We start from the raw sequence: 19461 nt of genomic DNA on the forward strand, positions 1-19461 counted from the left end.
AGCCGTCAGAGCCGGTAGACCGACACCTCCCCCGCCTTCACGGTGAACGTCACCCGCGCGCCGGGCGCCAGGTCGAGCTCGGCCGCCGCCTGGGCGGTGACGTCGGCGCTGACCTCGCCGGCGCGGAGCCGGATCCGGTCGCCGTGCGGCTCGACGTCGGTGACGACGCTGGCCAGCGCGTTGCGCGGGCTGCCGCCCGGGGGCTCGCGGAAGACCGACACCGCGCTCGGCGAGAAGACCGCCACCGCGGGGTCGCCGTCCGCGGGGGCGGGGCCGGTCGCCCGGCCGTGCACGGCGAGCCCGTTCGCGGTGTGGACGGCGTCGCCGCGCCAGGTCCCCCGGAGCAGGTTGAGCCCGGCGACGCGGGCGGCGAAGTCGCTCCGCGGCCGCGCGAGCACCTCGGCGGCCGGCCCGCGCTCGACGACACGCCCGCCGTCGACGACGACGACGGTGTCGGCGAGCAGGAGCGCGTCGAGCGCGTCGTGGGTGACCAGGAGGACGCTGCGCCCGGCGAGCACCCGGCGGAGCGTCTGGCGCAGCGCCGGGGTGACGGCGACGTCGAGCGCGGCCATCGGCTCGTCGAGGAGGAGCAGCCTCGGTTCGGCAGCGAGCGCCCGCGCGACCGCCACCCGCTGCGCCTGGCCGCCGGAGAGCTGGGCCGGGCGCCGGTCCGCGAGCTCGGCCACTCCCACTTCCGCGAGCCAGTGGTGGGCAGCGTCCCGGGCCTCGGCGCGACCGGCACCCCTGCTCCGCGGCGCGAAGGCCACGTTGTCCCGCACGGTCAGGTGCGGGAACAGCAGAGGGTCCTGGGCCATCAGCGCGACGTGCCGGTCGTGGGGCGGCACCCAGGCGCGCGCCGCCCCGGGGCCCGACGCGGCGAGGACCCGGCCGTCCAGGGCGACCCGCCCCGTGTCCGGGCGCAGCAGTCCGGCGGCGAGGGAGAGCACCGTCGACTTCCCGGCGCCGTTCGGTCCCAGCAGGGCGACAGTCTCCCCCGGCGCCACGGTGAGCGCGACGTCGACCCCGCGGTCGGCGACCTGCGCCTCAAGCTCGAGCGCCCCAGCGCGCGTGGCCGTCACAGGGCTGTCCTCCCCTGCCGCGCGAACCCGATCACCACGACCGCCACGACGACGAGGACCAGCGAGAGCGCGACGGCCGCGTCGGCATCGGTCTCCCGCCGCAGGTAGATCTCGAGCGGGAGCGTCCGCGTCACGCCCTGCAGGCTGCCGGCGAAGGTGATCGTCGCCCCGAACTCCCCCAGCGCCCGGGCGAAGGACAGCACCGCCCCGGACACCAGCCCCGGCAGCACGAGCGGCAGGGTGACCCGGCGGAACACGGTCGTGGGACGGGCTCCCAGCGACGCGGCGACCACCTCGTAGCGACGTCCCGCGGTGCGGAGCGCGCCCTCGAGGCTGACCACGAGGAACGGCAGCGCGACGAAGGTCTGGGCCAGCACGACGGCGACGGTGGAGAAGGCGACCTGGAACCCGAGCGCCTCGACGGTCTCGCCCAGCAACCCCCGGCGGCCGAACGTGTACAACAGGGCGATCCCCCCGACGACCGGGGGCAGCACGAGCGGCAGCAGGACCAGGGAGCGGAGCACCCCGAGCCCGGGGAGCTCGGTGCGGGCCAGGACCACGGCCATCGGGACGCCGAGCAGCAGGCAGAGCACGGTGCTCGCCGCCGAGGTCTGCAGGCTGAGCACCAGGGCGTCCCGGGATGCCTCGGAGGTGACGAGCTCGAGGAAGCTGCCCCACTCGACCCGCGAGACGACCGCCACCAGCGGCAGCAGGACGAACGCAGCCCCGACGAGGGCGGGGACGTGGATCCACCCCGGCACTCCGGGCTCGGGGCGGGCGCGCCGCGCGGTCACGGCGTCCCGAACCCGGCGTCGGCCAGGACCCGCCGCCCCTCGTCGCCGAGCAGCAGGTCGACGAACTCCCGGGCCAGCTCCGGCTCGTCGGCCTCCTCCAGGACCGCGACGGGGTAGGCGTTCTCCGCCGCGCCGGACTCCGGGAAGTCGATCCCCCGCACGGCGTCGCCGGCGGCGAGGACGTCGGTGACGTAGACCAGCCCGGCATCGGCCTCGCCCGAGCTGACCTTCGCGAGCACGTCGGTCACCGACTGCTCCTCGCTGACCGGTGCCAGGGTCACCCCGGCGGTCTCGGCGACTTCCTGCGCCGCTGCGCCGCACGGGACCTGCGGCGCGCAGACGACGAGCGCGAGGTCGCCTGCCGCGAGGTCCTCCAGGCTTTCCACGCCCGCCGGGTTGTCCGGGGGTACGGCGATCCGCATCGTGTTCGTGGCGAAGACCCGGGGCCCGCCCGCCACCAGCCCGTCGTCGACCGCCTTCTGCATGGTCGTCTCGTCGGCGGAGGCGAGGACGTCGGCCGGCGCACCGCCCTGGAGCTGTGCGACGAGGTCGGACGAGCCGGCGAACGCGAGCTCGACGTCGACGCCCTCGTGCTCGGCCTCGAACCGCTCTCCCAGCTGCTCGAAGGTCGCGGTCAGCGACGCGGCCGCGTAGACCACGAGCGTCGTACGCCCGTCGTCGCGGCCGCCGGCCCCGCACCCCGCGAGCCCCAGGACGACGGCGGGCACGAGCACCGGCACCAGCCAGCGGCTCACGCCCCGCCCTCCGCCGTCTCCACCACGACGTTGGTCGACTTCACGACCGCGACGGCGACCGAGCCCGGCTCGAGGCCGAGCTCCTCGACCGCCTCGCTCGACATCAGCGAGACCACCCGGAACGGCCCGCACTGCAGCTCGACCTGGGCCATCACCGCGTCCTTGCGGACGTCGGTGACCAGCCCGACGAGCCGGTTGCGGGCCGAGCTGGCGAGCCCGCCGGGCAGCGGCGGCGGCGCGGCGTGGCGGCGAGCGACCTGGGCGACCTCGAACCCGTCCACCACCTTCCGCCCGGAGCCGTCGGTCGCCGCGGTCAGCAGCCCCTGGTCGATCCAGCGGCGCACCGTGTCGTCGCTGACGCCGAGGTAGGCGGCGGCGTCTCGGATCCTCATCTGCGGCATGAGCAGCAGGATAGAGCCGCAACCACGGACTGTCCCACCGTGATGGTTCGATGGTGCGGAGCCAGGTCAGACCACGAAGGCCGCCAGTGCGGTCAGGAACTCCGTGCGACCCGGCTGGTTCTTCACCGTCTTGCCGCGCTCGCGGTCCAGCCACTCCTTCCACAGCCGCTGGTGGTCGGGACCGAGGGTGGCGCGGTAGTCACGGAGCCGGGCCAGTGCCTCCCGCCGGACGGCCGGGTCGGCGTTGGACCAGGGGAACACCTTCCGGGTCTCGACGACGCCGAGCAGCTCGAAGAAGGAGAAGGTCGCGGCCGCCATCGTCGGGGCCCGGCGGTGGAAGTCCTGGCTGAACCCCTCGACGTAGGCGAGCACCTCGGTGTCGGAGACCGCGTCCTGCGCGCCTTTGCTGACCAGGGCGAGGTCGAGGTCGGTCATCGTCCCGCGCTCGACCTGGGTCTCGAGCCAGGCGTCGAGCCCGACCTTCGCTCGTGACGCCTGCCAGCCACGCACCGCCTCGAGCACCTTCACCTTGTGCCAGGCATGCACCATCTCGTGGCGGACCGTGCGCAGCGACAGCCCCTTGTCGGCGTCGAGCGCGAGGGGCCCGAGGAGGATCGCGATGCCGACGTCCGGCGGCTGCTTCCTCGTCGGGCGGAGCCGGACGCCGAACGTGCCGTTGCGGTCCACCCACGCCGTGTGACCGGTCTCCGCGGGCTCGAGGGTGAGGTTCAGCCCCGGCTTCGCGGTCTTGCCGTCGGAGACCGGGATCGTCGTCAGGTCGAAGCCCGGGAGCTGCCGCATCCCGGCGGTCACCGCGATGTCGCGGAAGAGCGCCTCGTAGGCCGCCACGGTCGGCTTCGCCACCGCCGCCCGGTAGGCAGTGGTCCACTGCGCGGGCGTCAGGGTCCCGCTCGGCGTGAGCGTCGTGACGGGCGGGTTCTCGGGCGCGCGCTGGACCAGCCGACGACCCGCGTGACCGGCACCGCCGAGCAGCCGGGTGACCGCCCGGTTCCCGGCCTCCCGCTGCAACCGCAGCACCGCCTCGTGGGCGCTGACCGTGCGACCCGGGACGGGGTGGCGGCGCCGGTCCGCGACACGGTCGCGCCGCACCGGGAGCGGGGCCCGCACCTGCACCATCGCCCCAGCATGGCCGCTCCGGCGCCGCGCCGGAACGGACCTGTGGTCAGAGGTCGCGCTCGTAGGCGAGCATCAGCGGCCCGCCCTCCCCCTCGGTGCGCCGGAAGCCGGCCGCCTCGTAGAGTCGCTGGGCGAGCCCGTCCTCCTCGCTGGTGACGAGGAACGCGTAGTCGGCGCCCTGCTCCCGCGCGAGCTCCAGCGCCTCGGTGATCAGCTCCCGGCCGTACCCCTGGCCGCGGCGGTCGGGCACGACGTAGAGCTCGGCGAGGTAGGCCTCGCTCGCCGGGGTGAAGATCGAGGGCTGCACGCGCAGCACCGCGACGCCGACCGGTGCGTTGGTCGCACGGTCGCGGGCGAGGAGCACCACCACCTGGTCGGCGCCGACGAGGTCGGTCAGCCGGGCCGCGACCTCGGCGGGCGGGGGCGACGGCTCGTCGTACTCCCGGTTGAAGTCGTGGAGCAGCTGGCCGGCGGCCGCGAAGGAGCCGGCCGGCGACCCGGGGGTGAGCGTCTCGGCCACGAGCGTCAGCCCTGGTGGTGCTCGCCCTCGCCGCCGGCGTCGGGCGTCTCGCCCGCGCTCTCCGGCGCGACGTTCGAGCCGGCCTCGGCGTCCTCGGCAGCGTCATCGGCGGGGGCGGCGTCGCGGTCGGGGTGGCTCAGGTGCCCGCCGGCGCCCTGACCCTCGAGCGCGGCGAGCTGGTCCTCGAAGTAGGTGCGGAGCTCGGCGCGGTACTCGCGCTCGAACGTGCGCAGCTCGTCGATCTGCCCGGTGAGCTCGGTCCGCTGCCGCTCGATCTCGCCGAGCAGCTGCTCCCGCCGCTGCTCGGTCTCGGCGTCGAGCTCCTCGGCACGCGTCCGGGCGCTGCCGACGATCTGCTCGGCCTGCTGCTCGGCCTCCTCGACCAGCTGGTCGGCGTTGCGGCCGGCGAGCTCGAGAAGCCGGGTCGCGGCGGCGGACGCCTCGGCGGTCGTCGTGACCGTGAGGGTCTCCCGGGTCGGGGTCGATGTCACGGCCGCGGTGGCGGGGGGCGTGCCCGGGGTGGCTGCAGGGGTGGGTGCGACCCCGCCCGCGGTGGGCGGGGCGACCTCCGCCGCCTCTGCCTTCGCGGGCTCCTCGACGGGCGCGTCTGTCGGACCGACCGCAGGAGTGGCGTCCTCAGCGGGCGCCGGGGCACCACCTCCCCCGCGCAGCGCCTCGAGCTCCTTGGTCAGCCGGCGCAGCTCGGTCTCGACCTCGTCGAGGAACTGGTCGACCTCCGTCATGTCGTAGCCCTCGCGGAGCCGGACGGTCGTGAAGCGCTTGTTGCTGACGTCCTCGGGCGTCAAGGGCATGGGAGGTCACCTCGGCTGGTCGGGAAGGGGCTGGTCGACGTGCGGGGACGACGCTAGTCGACCCGGTCAGAAGAAGACGACGCGGTTCAGCTCGAGCAGCAGGTAGCAGGAGATCAGCACGATGATGAAGCTCGTGTCGAGCATGATCGAGCCGAGCCGCAGCGGAGGCACGAAGCGCCGGATGAACTTGATGGGCGGGTCGGTCGCGCTGTAGATGATCTCGAGCACCACGAGCACCGCGCCGCGGGGCTGCCAGTTGCGGGCGAAAACCTGGACCCAGTCGACGACGAACCGGGCGAACAGCAGGATCAGGAAGATCCTGAGCACCAGGTTGATGATCCCGCCGACTATCTCCACGAGAGCGAACCCTAACGAGGTGGGGGAAGCGGCAAGGTCAGCGGGGCGTCAGGACTGGTTGAAGAAGCCGTCCTCGGCGATGCGCTGCTTGTCCTCCGCGGCGACCGAGACGTTGGGCGGCGACAGCAGGAACACCTTGTTGGTGATCCGCTCGATGGTGCCGTGGACGGCGAAGACCAGCCCGGCCGCGAAGTCCACGAGCCGCTTGGCGTCGGCGTCGCTCATCTCCGAGAGGTTCATGATCACCGGGATGCCGTCGCGGAAGTTCTCGCCGATGACGCGGGCCTCGTTGTACGTCGTCGGGTGCAACGTCGTGATCCGGGACAGCTCGGCCAGCCGAGGGCCGGGGACCACGGTCGGCTGCTGCGCCACGGCGGTCGCGCCCGTGGGGCCGCCCGCACGGCGCCGCTCCGCCAGCTGGCTCACCGGAGCAGGACGGCGCTCCTGCTCGGGGGTCTCGGGCTCGAGCTCGTCGTACTCCTCGTCGTAACGACCGGAGTCCTCGAGGAGGCCCAGGTAGACACCCATCTTGCGCATCGCGCCGCTCATGAATTCGCTCCTGCCACGTCTGTCGCTGCTGTCCCGTAAGTGCCCGGCAGTCACCGTGAGGCTACCGCCGGGATGGTCTGTTTCCGAGGACCGCGCTGCCGACACGGACGTGTGTCGCGCCCGCCTCGACAGCGGCCTCGAGGTCCCCGCTCATGCCGGCGGAGACCCACGTCGCCGCCGGTTCCACCGTTCGTACGTCGCCCGCCACCCGGGCCAGCAGGGCGAACGCCTCCGCCGGGTCACCGCCGAGCGGCGCCACGCCCATCACTCCCCGGAGCCTGAGCCCCTCCGCCCCCTGCACCGCCGCCGCGAGCGCACCCGCCCCCGCCGGGGCCACCCCGCTCCGGCCGGTGCCCGAGCCGGGCGGGTCCAGGCTGACCTGGAGGAGCACGTCGAGCGGACGGTCGCGCTCGTGGGCGGCGCGGGTGAGCCCCGGGAGGAGCTTCGGCCGGTCGACCGACTGGACCACGTCCGCCCACCCCCCGACCGCCGCGGCCTTGTTGCTCTGCAGCCCGCCCACGAAGTGCCACGTGAGCCCCAGGTCGGCGCACTCCTCGCGCTTGGCGACCGCCTCCTGGTGGCGGTTCTCCGCGACGTGGCGGACGCCGAGCTCGTGGAGGAGCCGGACGTCGGAGGCCGGGAAGAACTTGGTGACCACGACGAGCGTGACCTCCTCGGCCGGGCGCCCGGCGGTGGCGCAGCTGCGTGCGATGCGCTCGTGGACGGCCGCCAGTCCGCGCGCGAGCTCGTCGCGTCGGTCGTTCACGGCCGCACCCAGACCAGCCCGGCGTGCCGGCCGGACTCCTCGCCCTCGCGGCGGAAGGAGTAGAACCGCTCGTCCTCGATCGTGCACGGGGTGAATTCCACGACCTCGGCACCGGCCTCGACCAGCTGTGCCCGGACACCGGCGCCGAGGTCGACCGCCGGGGTCCCCCACGAGGTCTCCGAGAAGGCGGCGGGCACGACCTCGGCCACCGAGGCGCGCATCGCGGCCGGCACCTCGTAGCACCGACCGCACGCGTGCGGGCCGATCCACGCGACCAGCTCGGTGGCGCCCCGCTCCCGCAGCGCGGCGACCGCGTTCGGCACCACCCCCGCGACCAACCCCTGACGCCCGGCGTGGGCCGCGGCCACCAGCCCGCGGACCGGATCGGCGACCATCACCGGCACGCAGTCCGCGGCCCGCGCCGCGAGCAGCCAGCCGGGCTCGTCGGCGACGACCCCGTCGCACTCCGGCTCGCCGACCCCCGGGTCCACGACGACGGTCGCGCCGTGCACCTGGTGCATCACCACGATCCCCCGCAGCCCGTCGAACGCGTCCCTCGCGACCGCGGCGGCCACCAGGTCGAGGTTCGCCGCCACCTCGGCCGTCAGCCTCGTGTGCTCCGCGGTGCGCGCGGCCACGTGGGCCGGGACCTTGAGGCTGAGCTCGGCGTACGGCCCCGTGCTGACGCCCCCGAAGCGGTCGGTGAAGGCGACCTCGACCGAGCCGCGGCGGTCCTGGAAGGCGAGCACGGGGCCGAGGCACCTCCTACTTCAGGAAGTCGGGCACGTCGAGGTCGTCCTCGACCGCCGGGCGGGCAGGACGGACCGACGACGGCGTCCCGGCCGGCCGCTGCTGGTCGCCACGCGCGGGCGCCGGAGCGGACGGGGTCGACCCGAACGACGGGCGCGCCGCCGGGGCGCTGGAGTAGCCCGAGGTGGTCGCGGGCTCCCGGCGCAGCGACGCCGCTGCCTGGCGGGTCTCCGCCTGGCTCTGGGACGGCATCGGCTCGCGTCGCGCCTGGTGCACCTCGTTGCGCCGCTTCGGCATCCCGCCGTCGAACCCGGCGGCGATCACGGTCACCCGCACCTCGTCGCCGAGAGCGTCGTCGATGACCGCACCGAAGATGATGTTCGCCTCGGCGTGTGCGGCCTGGGAGACCAGCGCGGCTGCCTCGTTGATCTCGAAGAGCCCGAGGTCCGAGCCGCCCGCGATCGACAGCAGCACGCCGTGGGCGCCCTCGATGGAGGCCTCGAGCAGCGGGCTGGACACCGCCATCTCGGCCGCCGCCACCGCGCGGTCCTCCCCCCGGGCCGACCCGATCCCCATCAGCGCGGAGCCGGCGTTCTGCATCACCGACTTCACGTCGGCGAAGTCGAGGTTGATCAGCCCCGGGGTGGTGATCAGGTCGGTGATGCCCGAGACGCCCTGGAGGAGCACCTGGTCGGCCTGCTTGAAGGCGTCGAGGACCGAGACGTTGCGGTCGCTGATCGAGAGCAGCCGGTCGTTGGGGATCACGATGAGGGTGTCGACCTCCTCGCGGAGCCCGGCGATCCCCTCCTCGGCCTGGTTGGCGCGACGGCGCCCCTCGAAGGCGAACGGCCGGGTGACGACACCGATCGTGAGCGCTCCGAGCGAGCGGGCGATGCGGGCCACGACGGGCGCGCCGCCGGTGCCGGTGCCACCGCCCTCGCCGGCGGTCACGAAGACCATGTCGGCGCCCTTGAGCACCTCCTCGATCTCCTCGGCGTGGTCCTCGGCGGCCTTGCCGCCGACGTCGGGGTTGGCGCCGGCGCCGAGGCCGCGGGTGAGCTCGCGGCCGATGTCGAGCTTGACGTCGGCGTCGCTCATCAGCAACGCCTGGGCGTCGGTGTTGATCGCGATGAACTCGACACCCTTGAGCCCCACCTCGATCATCCGGTTCACGGCGTTGACGCCACCGCCACCGATCCCGACGACCTTGATGACGGCCAGGTAGTTCTGCGGTGCTGCCACGGCAGGGTCCCTCTCGTTGTCCGCCCCCGGTGCTCCGGCGGCTACGTGTTGATCTGGTCTGGGGAAGAGGCCCTTCGGTGTGTCGCAACCCTAACCCTGAAGTAGAGGGTTATAGTTATGTCAACCTCGTGCCTGCGGAAGAAACTAGGCGAGCGCCGACCTCTCGCCGTCCCGACACGCAGGCGTGTCGACAAATGGCCCGGAATTCCCGGCGCGTCGGCGCACCCGGGCGTGTCGCGAGGCTGGTGTCCCGGGGCTACTTGCGGAGCGTGGGCCGCCCGGGCGCGGTGACGTCGTACTCCCGCGCCTTCTCCTCGAGCAGGAGGGTCAGCACCTCGGCCTTCTCCGCGCTCAGGTCCGCGCTCCCCCAGTGCACGACCGCGCCGCTGCGCAGCGTCAGGTCGATGGTGTCGATGGTGGCGACACCGACGTGCTGGACCCGTCCGAGCAGCTCGTCAGGCAGGGAGGAGACGACAGCGGCGGCCTCGGCGAGCGCGTCGGAGGAGGTGGTGGGCCGGAGCATCCGGACCTCCGGGAGCCCTTCGGGCTGCTCGTCGTAGCTCCGGAAGAGCATCCCGGTGGAGTCCATCCCCTCCCACTGCCCCTCGCGGGAGACCGCGGCCACGGCGGTGCGCTCGGTGACCTCGATCGTCACCCGGTCGGGCCAGCCGCGCCCCACCTCCACCGACCGTACGGCGGCCAGCGACTCCACCCTCGCCTCGATCGCGTCGAGGTCGACCCGGGCCAGCGGCACCCCCTCGGGGACCTGCGCCACCTCGGTCACCTCGGCGTCGCTGAGGAACGACGTCCCCCGGACCTCGGCGCCCTTGACCGCGAGCACGCTGCTGAGGAAGACCAACCAGACCAGCCCCGCGACCAGCCCGACCCCGAGGACCGCCAGCAGCAGCCGGAACCACAGCCGGCGGCGCAGCGCGCGGCGCCGGCGTAGGAACCGGCGCCGGCTCGCCTCGACGGGCGGCTCGACCGCGGAGGCCGCGGGGTGGGTCTGGGTCTGGGTGGGGGTCACGGGCGGTCCTCCTCGGGTTCGCGGAGCTCACCACGGCGCAGCCGCTCCTCGAGCAGCAGCAGCACCTCAGGCGCGACGAGCGTGACGTCACCGGCACCGAGCGTCAGGACGAGGTCGCCGGGGCGGGCCAGGTCGGCGAGCAGCTCGGGCGTCCTGGACCACGACGGCTCGAACCGTACGTGGTCAGCGCCGAGCGGGACGTTCGAGGCGACCATCGCCCCGTTGATGCCGGGCTCGGGGTCCTCGCGCGCGACGTAGACGTCCATGACGACCACCTCGTCGGCCGCGCCGAGCGCCTCGCCCATCGCGGGGCCGAAGATACGGGTCCGGGAGACCAGGTGCGGCTGGAAGGCCACGACGACCCTCCCCTCCCCTGCCAGCGAACGGGCGGCCTGCAGGTCGCCGGCGATCTCGTTGGGGTGGTGGGCGTAGCTGTCGTAGACCCGCACTCCGCCGACCTCGCCCTTCAGCTCCATCCGCCGGCGGGTCCCGGTGAACGACTCGAGCCCGCGCCGGAGCACCTCGAAACCGAAGCCGAGCCGCAGCCCCGCGCCGAGCGCCGCCATCGCGTCCAGGACGTAGTGGCGGCCGGGGATCTGGAGCCGGACCGTGCCCAGCCGGCGCCCGCTGTCGACGACGGCGAAGCTGGAGAACCGCCCGGAGAAGGTCAGCCCGACCGCGCGCAGGTCGGCCTCCGACGACTCGCCGACGGTGACGACCTCGATGCCGCGGTCCGCGGCGACCCGGGCCAGCTCCGCCGCGCCGGGGTCGTCGACGCAGGCGACGAGGTAGCCGCCGGGGCGGATCCGGTCGAGGAACGTCCGGAACGCCTCGTGGTAGGCCTCCTCGGAGCCGTAGTTGTCGAGGTGGTCGGCCTCGACGTTGGTCACCAGCGCGACGTCGGGCGAGTAGACGAGGAAGGCGCCGTCGCTCTCGTCGGCCTCGGCGACGAACAGCTCGCCGCTGCCGTCGTGGGCGTTCGCCCCGAGCTCGTTGAGCTCCCCGCCGATCGCGAACGACGGGTCGGCCCCGCAGTGCTGCAGCGCAACGGTGAGCAACGAGGTGGTCGTGGTCTTGCCGTGGGTGCCGGCGACCGCGACGACGCGGCGGCCCTGCATGACCGACTCCAGCGCGGCCGACCGCGGCAGCAGCCGCAGCCCTTGGCGCCGCGCCTCGACCACCTCGGGGTTGTCCTCGCGGACCGCCGTGGAGACCACCACGGTGTCGGCGTCGCGGACCTGCTCGGCGCGGTGGCCGACGTGGACCCGGGCGCCGAGGGCGCGCAGGGCCTCCAGCGTCCGCGACTCCTTGGCGTCGCTGCCGCTCACCGTGATGCCGCGGGCCAGCATGATCCGCGCGATGCCGGAGAGCCCGGCGCCGCCGATGCCGACGAAGTGGACGCGGCCGAGCCGGTCGGCGGGCAGCAGCTCGTCGGGCACCTCGACCCTCATCCGTGCCACCCCCCGGCGGCGAGCACCATCCGGGCGAGCTGCTCGTCGGCGTGGCGGGGCACGAGGTCGGCGGCGGCCGCCGACATCGCGGCGAGCCGGTCGCGGTCGGCGAGCAGGTCCGGGACGGTCGCGGCCACCCACTCGGGGGTCAGCGCTGCGTCGTCGACGAGCAGCCCGCCTCCGGCGTCGACGACCGGTCGGGCGTTCAGGGCCTGCTCGCCGTTGCCGATCGGCAGCGGCACGAACACCGCCGGCAGCCCGACGGAGGCCACCTCGGTCACCGTGTTCGCGCCCGCCCGGCAGACCACCAGGTCGGCCGCGGCGTAGGCGAGGTCCATGCGGTCGACGTACGGCAACACGACGTACGGCGGGGCACCCGGCGCCGGGTCGACGGCCGCCTCACCCGCGGGGCCGACGACGTGCAGGACCTGGACCCCGGCCCCGGCGAGCGTGGGCTGGGCGGCGGCCACGGCCCCGTTGATGCGGCGGGCCCCCTGGGAGCCCCCGGTGACGAGGAGGGTCGGACGGTCGGGGTCGAGCCCGAACTGCTCCCGCGCCTCCGCGCGCCTGGCGGGGCGGTCGAGGGTCGAGACCAGCCGTCGGATCGGCAGCCCGAGGTAGCGGCCGTGGCGCAGCCGGGTGTCGGGGAAGCTGGTGGCGACGTGCTCGGTGAACCGCGCGCCGAGCTTGTTGGCGATGCCCGGGAGGGCGTTGCCCTCGTGGACGACCAGCGGGACCCGGCGACGCCGGCCCGCGAGGTAGGCCGGGACCGAGACGTAGCCGCCGAACCCGACGACGACGTCGGGGCGGAGCCGGTCGACGACGTCGAGCGCCGCCCGGTAGGCCCCGCGGAGCCGGCCCGGCACCTTGAGCAGGTCGACGGAGGGCTTCCTTGGCAGCGGCACCGGCGGGACGAGCTCCAGCGGGTAGCCGGCCTCCGGGACCACCCGCACCTCGAGACCGCGCGGCGTGCCGAGGGCGGTGACCTCCGCGTCCGGCGCCAGGCGGCGCACCGCATCGGCGGTGGCGAGCAGGGGCGAGGTGTGGCCGGCGGTGCCGCCTCCGGCCATCAGCACCCGCAACGGCTCAGCCACGGCTGCGACGGGAGACCCCGCCCGCGGTCACGCCGTTGACCCGGCGCCTCCGCTTGTCGCGCAGCGCCGCCTGCGCGCCCGGCTCGTGGCGGGCGAACGAGACGAGGAACCCGAGCGCGACCAGCGAGGGCACCAGCGCGCTGCCGCCGTAGGAGACCAGCGGGAGCGGGATGCCGATCACCGGCAGCAGGGTGAGCACCATGCCGACGTTGATCATCATCTGGGCGCTGATCCACAGCGTGATGCCGGCCGCCATGTAGCGGGCGAACGGGTCCCGGGTGCGCCGCGCGACGCGGAACCCGGCGTACGCCAGGGTCAGGAAGAGCCCGAGCACGAGCAGCGTGCCGACGAGCCCGAGCTCCTCGCCGAGCACGGCGAAGATGAAGTCGGTGTGGGCGGCCGGGAGGTCGCCCCACTTCTGCTGGCTGGCGCCGATCCCCTTGCCGAACAGGCCGCCGCTCGACATCGCGAAGATCCCGTGGGCCGCCTGCCAACCGGCGCCCTGGAACGACGCGAACGGGTCGGCGAAGCTGGTCAGCCGCTCCATCCGCTCCTCGGAGGTGGCCGCGAGCCCGAGGGCGGCGGCGCCGGCCACGAGGATCGAGCCGACGAAGAGCCGGGTCGGCGCGCCGACCACCCAGAGCAGCCCCAGCACGATCGCCATGAGGACCAGCGCGGTGCCGAGGTCGTGGCCGAGGACGACCAGCCCGATGACCAGCCCCATGACGGGGACCACGGGGAACAGCGTGTGCCGCCAGTCCCCCAGGATCCGCTCCTTGGTGGCATAGATGCTCGAGCACCAGAGGATCACCGCCAGCTTGGCGAGCTCGGCGGGCTGGATCTGCACCGGCCCGAGGGCCAGCCAGTTCTTGTTGCCGTTGACGGTCACGCCGAGCGAGGTCTGGGTCAGTGCCAGGAGCACCACCGAGACCAGCAGCGCCGGCCACGCCAGCGCCTTGAGGAGCTTGTGCGGCAGCCGGACGGCGACCAGCACGCACGGCGCCGCGATGATCACCCAGGTGAGCTGCTTGAGGAACGTCGAGTAGCTGTTGCCGTAGAGCTCGTAGGACCAGACGCTGGACGAGCTCAGCACCATCACGAGCCCGATGACGAGCAGCAGCCCGGCCGAGCCGAGGAGCAGGTAGTACGACGTCAGCGGCCGGTCGAGCGACTCGCGCACCGTGGCCGTCCAGGCCGCCACCGGCGTCCGCCCGGTCCCTGGTCGCGTGACCGGGGGCTTGTCCGCCGTCGTCGTCACGTGGAGCCTCTCCGTCGCCGGTCCACCGCCTCCGCGAAGGCGTCCCCGCGGGCGCCGTAGTTCGCGAACATGTCCATGGACGCGCACCCCGGGGCGAGCAGCACGGTGTCGCCCGGCTGGGCGAGGTCGGCGGCCGCCCGGACCACGCGGTCCATCGCCCCAGTCTCGTCGTCGCCCACGTCGATCACCGGGACATCGGGCGCGTGTCGCCGCAGCGCGGCGGCGATCACGTCGCGGTCGCGGCCGAGGAGCACCGCTCCGCGCAGCCGCGACCGGGCGGCCTCCACGAGGTCGTCGAACGAGGCGCCCTTGGCGAGCCCGCCGGCGACCCACACCACGGACTCGTAGGCCAGCAGCGACGCCTTCGCGGCGTGCGGGTTGGTCGCCTTGGAGTCGTCGACCCAGCCCACGCCCCCGACCTGGCCGAGGTCGGCGATCCGGTGCCCGTCGGGGCGGAACTCGCGCAACGCCTGGCGCACCGCGACCGGGGGGACCCCGTGGGCGCGCGCCAGCGCCGCGGCGGCGAGCGCGTTGGCGATGAAGTGCGGCGCGTCGGAGGCGAGGTCGCCGACCGTGCAGAGCTCGGCGGCGCTGGTCCGCCGCTCCTCCACGAAGGCCCGGTCGGCGAGGACGTCGTCGACCAGCCCGACCATGCCGACTCCGGGGACGCCGAGGGTGAAGCCGATCGCCCGCGCGCCCTCGACGACGTCGGCGTCGCGGACCAGCTGCTCGGTGACCGGGTCGGCGACGTTGTAGACGCAGGCCCGCTCGACGTCCTGGTAGATCCGGCCCTTGTCCGCGGCGTACTCCTCGAGCGAGGAGTACCAGTCGAGGTGGTCCTCGGCGACGTTGAGCACCGCCGCGGACTCGCACTGCATCGAGGAGGTGTAGTGCAGCTGGAAGCTCGAGAGCTCGACGGCGAGCACGTCGTGGGGGGTCGGGTCCATGACCGCCTCGACGATGGGCAGCCCGACGTTGCCACAGGCCTGCGACCGCAGCCCCGCGGCACGCAGCATCGCGTCGAGCATCTGCACGGTCGTGGTCTTGCCGTTGGTGCCGGTGACGGCGAGCCACGGCGCCGGGTTGTCGGGGTGGCGCAGCCGCCAGGCCAGCTCGACCTCGCCCCACACCGGCACCCCACGGGCGCCGGCCGCGGCGAGCAGCGGGGCGTCGGGCTGCCACCCCGGCGAGGTGACGACGACGTCGACGTCCTCCGGGAGCTCGGCGGTCGAGCCGGGTCCCAGCCGCAGGGTGGCGCCGAGGATCTCGAGCAGCGTCGCCTTCTCGGCGCGCTCCCCCTCCGCCTCCGCGTCGTCGAGCACCGTCACCGAGGCGCCGAGGTGGGTGAGGTTGTCGGCGGCGGCGAACCCGGAGACGCCGAGCCCGGCCACGACGGCGCGGACCCCCTCCCAGGAGTCGGTGCGCCCCAGGGCGTGCGGGTCCCTCATGCGCCTGCCACCCACTCGGCGTAGAAGATCCCGAGCCCGGCGGCGACGCAGAGCCCGGTGATGATCCAGAACCGGATGACGACGGTGATCTCGTCCCACCCGCGCAGCTCGAAGTGGTGGTGCAGAGGTGCCATGCGGAACAGCCGTTTCCCCTTCGTCGCCTTGAAGTACCCCACCTGCAGCACCACCGACAGGGTCTGCATCACGAACAGCCCGCCGAGCACCACCAGCAGCAGCTCGGTGCGCGTCATCACCGCGAGCCCGGCGAGGACGCCACCGAGGGCCAGCGACCCGGTGTCGCCCATGAAGATCTTCGCCGGCGAGGCGTTCCACCACAGGAAGCCGAAGCAGGCGCCGGTCAGCGCCGCGGAGATGATCGCGAGGTCGAGCGGGTCGCGGACCTCGTAGCAGGTGTTGCCCGGGGTCAGCTCGCAGGACTGGTTGTTCTGCCAGATGTTCATGACGGTGTAGGCGGCGAACACCATCGTGGACGCGCCGGTGGCCAGCCCGTCGAGCCCGTCGGTGAGGTTCACCGCGTTGGACGAGCCCGCGATCATCAGCAGGATCAGCAGCACGACGAGCACCGCCGGCAGCTCCCACCGCTCCCAGTCACGGGTGAACGACAGGAACCGCGACGCCGGCGTCTGACCACGGTCGTCGGGGAACCGGAGCGCGAGGACCGCGAAGACAACGGCGACGACGACCTGGCCGGTCATCTTCGCGCGGCTGCGGAGGCCGAGGCTGCGCTGCTTGGCGATCTTGATGTAGTCGTCGAGGAAGCCGACCAGCCCCAGCCCGACCAGCAGGAAGAGCAGCAGCAGCCCCGAGGCGGTCGGGGTGCGGGTGGTCAGGAGGTTGGCCAGGAAGTAGGCCAGCACCACCGAGATGATGATGACCGTGCCGCCCATCGTGGGCGTGCCGCGCTTGGTGTGGTGGGTCGTGGGGCCGTCGTCACGGATCAGCTGGCCGTAGCCCTTGGCGACGAGGACCCGGATCGCCAGCACCGTGCCGAGCAGGGTCAGCACCATGGCCAGCCCGCCCGAGAGGAGGATCGCTCTCAACGGCCGGCTCCGTCGTCGAGCCCCTGGTCGAGGACGGCCGCGGCCACGAGGTCGAGCCGGGCGCCGCGCGAGGCCTTGAGCAGGACGACGTCGCCGTCGCGCAGCTCCCCGCGGAGCAGCGCGACCGCCGCCTCGTTGTCGTCCACGAAGACCGCCCTCTCCTCTCCCGACCCGGCCTCGGCTCGGGCCCCCTCACCGATCGCCCGGGCCGGAGCACCGACGGCGACGACCCGGTCGACGCCGAGCCGCACGGCCAGTCTGCCCACCGCCTCGTGCTCCGCCTCGCCCGACTCGCCCAGCTCCTTCATCTCGCCGAGCACCGCGATGGTGCGCCGACGCCGCGCCCGCGCGCCCCCTCCGATCGCGACCAGCGCCTTGAGCGCCGCGGCCATCGAGTCCGGGTTGGCGTTGTAGGCGTCGTTGACCACGGTGACCCCGTCACCGCGCTCGTGGACCTCCATGCGCCACTGCGACAACGTGCGTACGGCGGACAGCGACCGCGCCGCGTCGGCGAGCGGCACCCCCACGGAGAGGGCCGCGGCCGCGGCAGCAGCGGCGTTGACCGCCATGTGCTCACCGACCAGCTGCAACGCGACCGGGACCCGCTCCCCCGCGTGCTGGAGCACGACCGAGGCGTGCCCCCGCTCGTCGAGCCGCACGTCGGACCAGCGCAGGTCGGCACCGGCCGTGGAGCCGAACCGGAGCACCCGCGCGTCGGTCCGCGACGCCATCGCGTCGACGAGCGGGTCGTCGCCGTTGAGCACCGCGACCCCGTCGCCGGGCAGCGCCTCGACCAGCTCGCCCTTGGCCCGGGCGATGTCGGCCTGGGTGCCGAACTCGCCGAGGTGCGCCTTGCCGACGTTGAGGACCATCGCGACGTCGGGGCGGGCGACCTCGCAGAGCGTGCGGATGTGGCCGATGCCGCGGGCGCCCATCTCCAGCAGCAGGAACCGGGTGCCGGGGTCGGCGCGGAGCACGGTGAGAGGGAGCCCGAGCTCGTTGTTGAACGATCCGCGGGTGGCCACCGTCGGCGCCGCGTCGGCGAGCACCGCGGCGAGCAGGTCCTTGGTCGACGTCTTGCCCTGGGAGCCGGTCACGGCGAGGACCTGCACGTCGGGGAGCCGGGCCAGCACGTGCCGGGCGAGGGCGGTGAGCGCGGCACCGGGGTCGTCCACCACGACGGAGGGGACACCGACCGGTCGTGAGCCCAGGACCGCGGCGGCACCGGCCTCCACGGCGGAGGCCGCGTAGTCGTGGCCGTCGACGTGCTCGCCGACGAAGGCGGCGAACAGCCCGCCCGGCTCCACCGCGCGGCTGTCGATCGTCGCGGGCCCGGTGACACGGAGCCCTGTGCCGCCGTCCTCCGCGTCGTGCACCGTGCCGCCGACGACCTCGGACAGCTGCGCCAGGGTCATCGGGGTCATCGCGCCACCAGCTCCTCGATCGCCTCGCGGAGGACGACGCGGTCGTCGAAGGGGTGCACCACGCCCTGCACCTCCTGGCCGGTCTCGTGGCCCTTGCCCGCGACCACCAGGGTGTCCCCCTCGGTGGCGAGCGACACCGCGAACCGGATCGCGTCCCGGCGGCCGCCGACCTCGTGCACCTCCGCGGTGCCGTCACGGGCGCCGGCGAGGAGCTCGGCGCGGATCGCCGCCGGCTCCTCGGTGCGCGGGTTGTCGTCGGTGACGACGAGGACGTCGGCGAGCCGGGCCGCGATCTCCCCCATGAGGGGCCGCTTGCCGCGGTCGCGGTCTCCCCCGGCACCGATCACGATCACCAGCCGCCCCGCGGTCCGCCCGCGCAGGCTGGTCAGCACCGCCTCGACGGCGTCGGGCTTGTGGGCGTAGTCCACCACCGCGAGGAACGGCTGGCCGGCCTCGACCGGCTCCAGCCGACCGGGGACGCCGGGGATCCGCCCCAGGGCCGCGGTCACCTCCTCGACCGGGTAGCCGAGCTCCGCGAGCCCGGCGACGGCGCAGAGCGCGTTGGCCACGTTGAACTCGCCGGGCAGCGTGACCTCCGTGCGGTGCTCGCCGTCGGGGCCGCGCACGGTGAACTCCGAGCCGGTGGCGGTGGGCGCCACGTCGAGCGCGAGCCAGTCGGCGTCACGCCCCGTGGTCGAGAACGTCGTCGTCGGGACCAGCGCCCGCTCGGCGAGGATCCGGCCGTAGGGGTCGTCGACGTTGACGAGCGCGCGGCGGGCACGGGCCGGGGTGAAGAGCTCCGCCTTGGCCGCGAAGTACTCCTCCACGTCGGCGTGGAAGTCGAGGTGGTCGCGGCCGAGGTTGGTGAAGGCGGCGAGGTCGAAGACCACCCCGTCGACCCGCCCCATCACCAGGGCGTGGCTCGAGACCTCCATCGCGCACGCCTCGACCTCGCGCTCCCGCATCACCGCGAAGAGCGCGTGCAGCTCCGGCGCCTCGGGGGTGGTGAGTGCGGAGTGCACGTCCACGCCGTCGACGCGGGTCCCGACGGTGCCCACCACGGCCGCGCGCCGGCCCGCGGCCTGCAGCGCCGCCTCGGCCAGTCGGGTCGTCGTCGTCTTCCCCTGGGTGCCGGTGACGCCGAGGAGCCGCAGGGACGCCGCGGGGGCGCCGTACACCTGCGCAGCGAGGGCGCCGAGCACCGAGCGGGGCCGCGGCACGACGAGCACCGGCACCGCCACACCGGCCCCGCGGCACCGGTCGGCGCCGTCGGCGTCGGTCAGCACCGCGACCGCGCCGGCGTCCACCGCCTGCCCGGCGAACCGGGCGCCGTGGGTCGTCGCGCCCGGCGAGGCGACGTAGAGGTCACCGGGCTGGACCGCCCGGCTGTCGAGGGTCAGGCCGGTCACCTCGGCGTCGGCGAGGGCTGTGGCGTCGGCTCCGACGGTCGCCGCGAGCGACCGGAGCGGGGTGCGCGGAGGCTGCGCGGGACGGGGTGTGGTGACGTGGGCCATCACGGCGTGAACCTACCCGAGG

20 protein-coding genes are annotated in these 19461 nt (G+C 74.2%); all 20 read right to left on the reverse strand.

Annotated elements, in window-relative coordinates:
• Positions 1-5: 5 nt before the first annotated feature.
• On the reverse strand, positions 6-1079 hold the full coding sequence (locus FIP57_RS15385) for a sulfate/molybdate ABC transporter ATP-binding protein (protein WP_148574413.1): 1074 nt from the start codon (positions 1077-1079) through the stop codon (positions 6-8).
• Positions 1076-1873: an ABC transporter permease gene (locus FIP57_RS15390; protein WP_148574414.1), complete on the reverse strand. Its 798-nt coding sequence runs from the start codon at positions 1871-1873 to the stop codon at positions 1076-1078. The genes FIP57_RS15385 and FIP57_RS15390 overlap by 4 nt, the downstream gene beginning before the upstream one ends.
• Positions 1870-2628: a molybdate ABC transporter substrate-binding protein gene (gene modA, locus FIP57_RS15395; RefSeq protein WP_148574415.1), complete on the reverse strand. Its 759-nt coding sequence runs from the start codon at positions 2626-2628 to the stop codon at positions 1870-1872. Before modA ends, FIP57_RS15390 begins: the two co-directional genes overlap by 4 nt.
• Positions 2625-3029, reverse strand: a complete 405-nt coding sequence (locus tag FIP57_RS15400) for a TOBE domain-containing protein (RefSeq protein ID WP_148574416.1) — start codon at positions 3027-3029, stop codon at positions 2625-2627. The genes modA and FIP57_RS15400 overlap by 4 nt, the downstream gene beginning before the upstream one ends.
• Positions 3030-3095: 66 nt before the next feature.
• Positions 3096-4166, reverse strand: coding sequence for a hypothetical protein (locus FIP57_RS15405; protein ID WP_148574417.1), 1071 nt, complete (start codon positions 4164-4166; stop codon positions 3096-3098).
• Between the two features lie 46 nt (positions 4167-4212).
• Positions 4213-4686 (reverse strand): GNAT family N-acetyltransferase, encoded by a 474-nt coding sequence (locus FIP57_RS15410; RefSeq protein WP_203231290.1) that lies wholly within the window; start codon positions 4684-4686, stop codon positions 4213-4215.
• Positions 4687-4691: 5 nt separating this feature from the next.
• Positions 4692-5498, reverse strand: coding sequence for a DivIVA domain-containing protein (locus tag FIP57_RS15415; protein WP_148574418.1), 807 nt, complete (start codon positions 5496-5498; stop codon positions 4692-4694).
• Between the two features lie 66 nt (positions 5499-5564).
• On the reverse strand, positions 5565-5855 hold the full coding sequence (locus tag FIP57_RS15420; protein WP_148574419.1) for a YggT family protein: 291 nt from the start codon (positions 5853-5855) through the stop codon (positions 5565-5567).
• Between the two features lie 48 nt (positions 5856-5903).
• Positions 5904-6404, reverse strand: coding sequence for a cell division protein SepF (locus tag FIP57_RS15425; protein WP_148574420.1), 501 nt, complete (start codon positions 6402-6404; stop codon positions 5904-5906).
• Between the two features lie 61 nt (positions 6405-6465).
• A complete protein-coding gene (locus FIP57_RS15430) occupies positions 6466-7170 on the reverse strand; it encodes a YggS family pyridoxal phosphate-dependent enzyme (protein WP_148574421.1) in 705 nt (234 codons plus the stop codon).
• Positions 7167-7919 carry a purine nucleoside phosphorylase YfiH/LACC1 family protein gene (locus FIP57_RS15435; RefSeq protein WP_148574422.1) on the reverse strand — a complete coding sequence of 251 codons (753 nt, stop codon included), beginning with the start codon at positions 7917-7919 and terminating at the stop codon, positions 7167-7169. Before FIP57_RS15435 ends, FIP57_RS15430 begins: the two co-directional genes overlap by 4 nt.
• A 16-nt stretch (positions 7920-7935) precedes the next feature.
• Positions 7936-9162, reverse strand: a complete 1227-nt coding sequence (gene ftsZ, locus FIP57_RS15440) for a cell division protein FtsZ (protein WP_148574423.1) — start codon at positions 9160-9162, stop codon at positions 7936-7938.
• A 256-nt stretch (positions 9163-9418) separates the two neighbouring features.
• Positions 9419-10189, reverse strand: a complete 771-nt coding sequence (locus FIP57_RS15445) for a cell division protein FtsQ/DivIB (protein WP_148574424.1) — start codon at positions 10187-10189, stop codon at positions 9419-9421.
• On the reverse strand, positions 10186-11640 hold the full coding sequence (gene murC / locus FIP57_RS15450) for a UDP-N-acetylmuramate--L-alanine ligase (protein ID WP_148574425.1): 1455 nt from the start codon (positions 11638-11640) through the stop codon (positions 10186-10188). The genes FIP57_RS15445 and murC overlap by 4 nt, the downstream gene beginning before the upstream one ends.
• Positions 11637-12722: an undecaprenyldiphospho-muramoylpentapeptide beta-N-acetylglucosaminyltransferase gene (gene murG, locus FIP57_RS15455; RefSeq protein ID WP_148574746.1), complete on the reverse strand. Its 1086-nt coding sequence runs from the start codon at positions 12720-12722 to the stop codon at positions 11637-11639. Before murG ends, murC begins: the two co-directional genes overlap by 4 nt.
• A 4-nt stretch (positions 12723-12726) precedes the next feature.
• On the reverse strand, positions 12727-13992 hold the full coding sequence (ftsW, locus tag FIP57_RS15460; protein ID WP_148574426.1) for a putative lipid II flippase FtsW: 1266 nt from the start codon (positions 13990-13992) through the stop codon (positions 12727-12729).
• On the reverse strand, positions 13989-15440 hold the full coding sequence (murD, locus tag FIP57_RS15465; RefSeq protein ID WP_148574427.1) for a UDP-N-acetylmuramoyl-L-alanine--D-glutamate ligase: 1452 nt from the start codon (positions 15438-15440) through the stop codon (positions 13989-13991). The genes ftsW and murD overlap by 4 nt, the downstream gene beginning before the upstream one ends.
• Positions 15437-16501: a phospho-N-acetylmuramoyl-pentapeptide-transferase gene (gene mraY / locus FIP57_RS15470; RefSeq protein ID WP_148574428.1), complete on the reverse strand. Its 1065-nt coding sequence runs from the start codon at positions 16499-16501 to the stop codon at positions 15437-15439. The genes murD and mraY overlap by 4 nt, the downstream gene beginning before the upstream one ends.
• Positions 16498-17925, reverse strand: a complete 1428-nt coding sequence (locus FIP57_RS15475; RefSeq protein ID WP_148574429.1) for a UDP-N-acetylmuramoyl-tripeptide--D-alanyl-D-alanine ligase — start codon at positions 17923-17925, stop codon at positions 16498-16500. The genes mraY and FIP57_RS15475 overlap by 4 nt, the downstream gene beginning before the upstream one ends.
• Positions 17922-19439 (reverse strand): UDP-N-acetylmuramoyl-L-alanyl-D-glutamate--2,6-diaminopimelate ligase, encoded by a 1518-nt coding sequence (locus FIP57_RS15480; RefSeq protein WP_148574747.1) that lies wholly within the window; start codon positions 19437-19439, stop codon positions 17922-17924. The genes FIP57_RS15475 and FIP57_RS15480 overlap by 4 nt, the downstream gene beginning before the upstream one ends.
• Between the last annotated feature and the right edge of the window lie 22 nt (positions 19440-19461).

Source organism: Nocardioides caldifontis (assembly GCF_008087345.1).
GTDB lineage: Bacteria > Actinomycetota > Actinomycetes > Propionibacteriales > Nocardioidaceae > Marmoricola_A > Marmoricola_A caldifontis.

Excerpts from the sequence above, each read along its gene's own strand:
- FIP57_RS15400 (WP_148574416.1), bottom strand. The coding sequence starts at position 3,029 with ATGCCGCAGATGAGGATCCGAGACGCCGCCGCCTACCTCGGCGTCAGC.
- FIP57_RS15405 (WP_148574417.1), bottom strand. The coding sequence starts at position 4,166 with ATGGTGCAGGTGCGGGCCCCGCTCCCGGTGCGGCGCGACCGTGTCGCG.
- FIP57_RS15415 (WP_148574418.1), bottom strand. The coding sequence starts at position 5,498 with ATGCCCTTGACGCCCGAGGACGTCAGCAACAAGCGCTTCACGACCGTC.
- FIP57_RS15425 (WP_148574420.1), bottom strand. The coding sequence starts at position 6,404 with ATGAGCGGCGCGATGCGCAAGATGGGTGTCTACCTGGGCCTCCTCGAG.
- murC (WP_148574425.1), bottom strand. The coding sequence starts at position 11,640 with ATGAGGGTCGAGGTGCCCGACGAGCTGCTGCCCGCCGACCGGCTCGGC.
- murD (WP_148574427.1), bottom strand. The coding sequence starts at position 15,440 with ATGAGGGACCCGCACGCCCTGGGGCGCACCGACTCCTGGGAGGGGGTC.
- FIP57_RS15475 (WP_148574429.1), bottom strand. The coding sequence starts at position 17,925 with ATGACCCCGATGACCCTGGCGCAGCTGTCCGAGGTCGTCGGCGGCACG.
- FIP57_RS15480 (WP_148574747.1), bottom strand. The coding sequence starts at position 19,439 with ATGGCCCACGTCACCACACCCCGTCCCGCGCAGCCTCCGCGCACCCCG.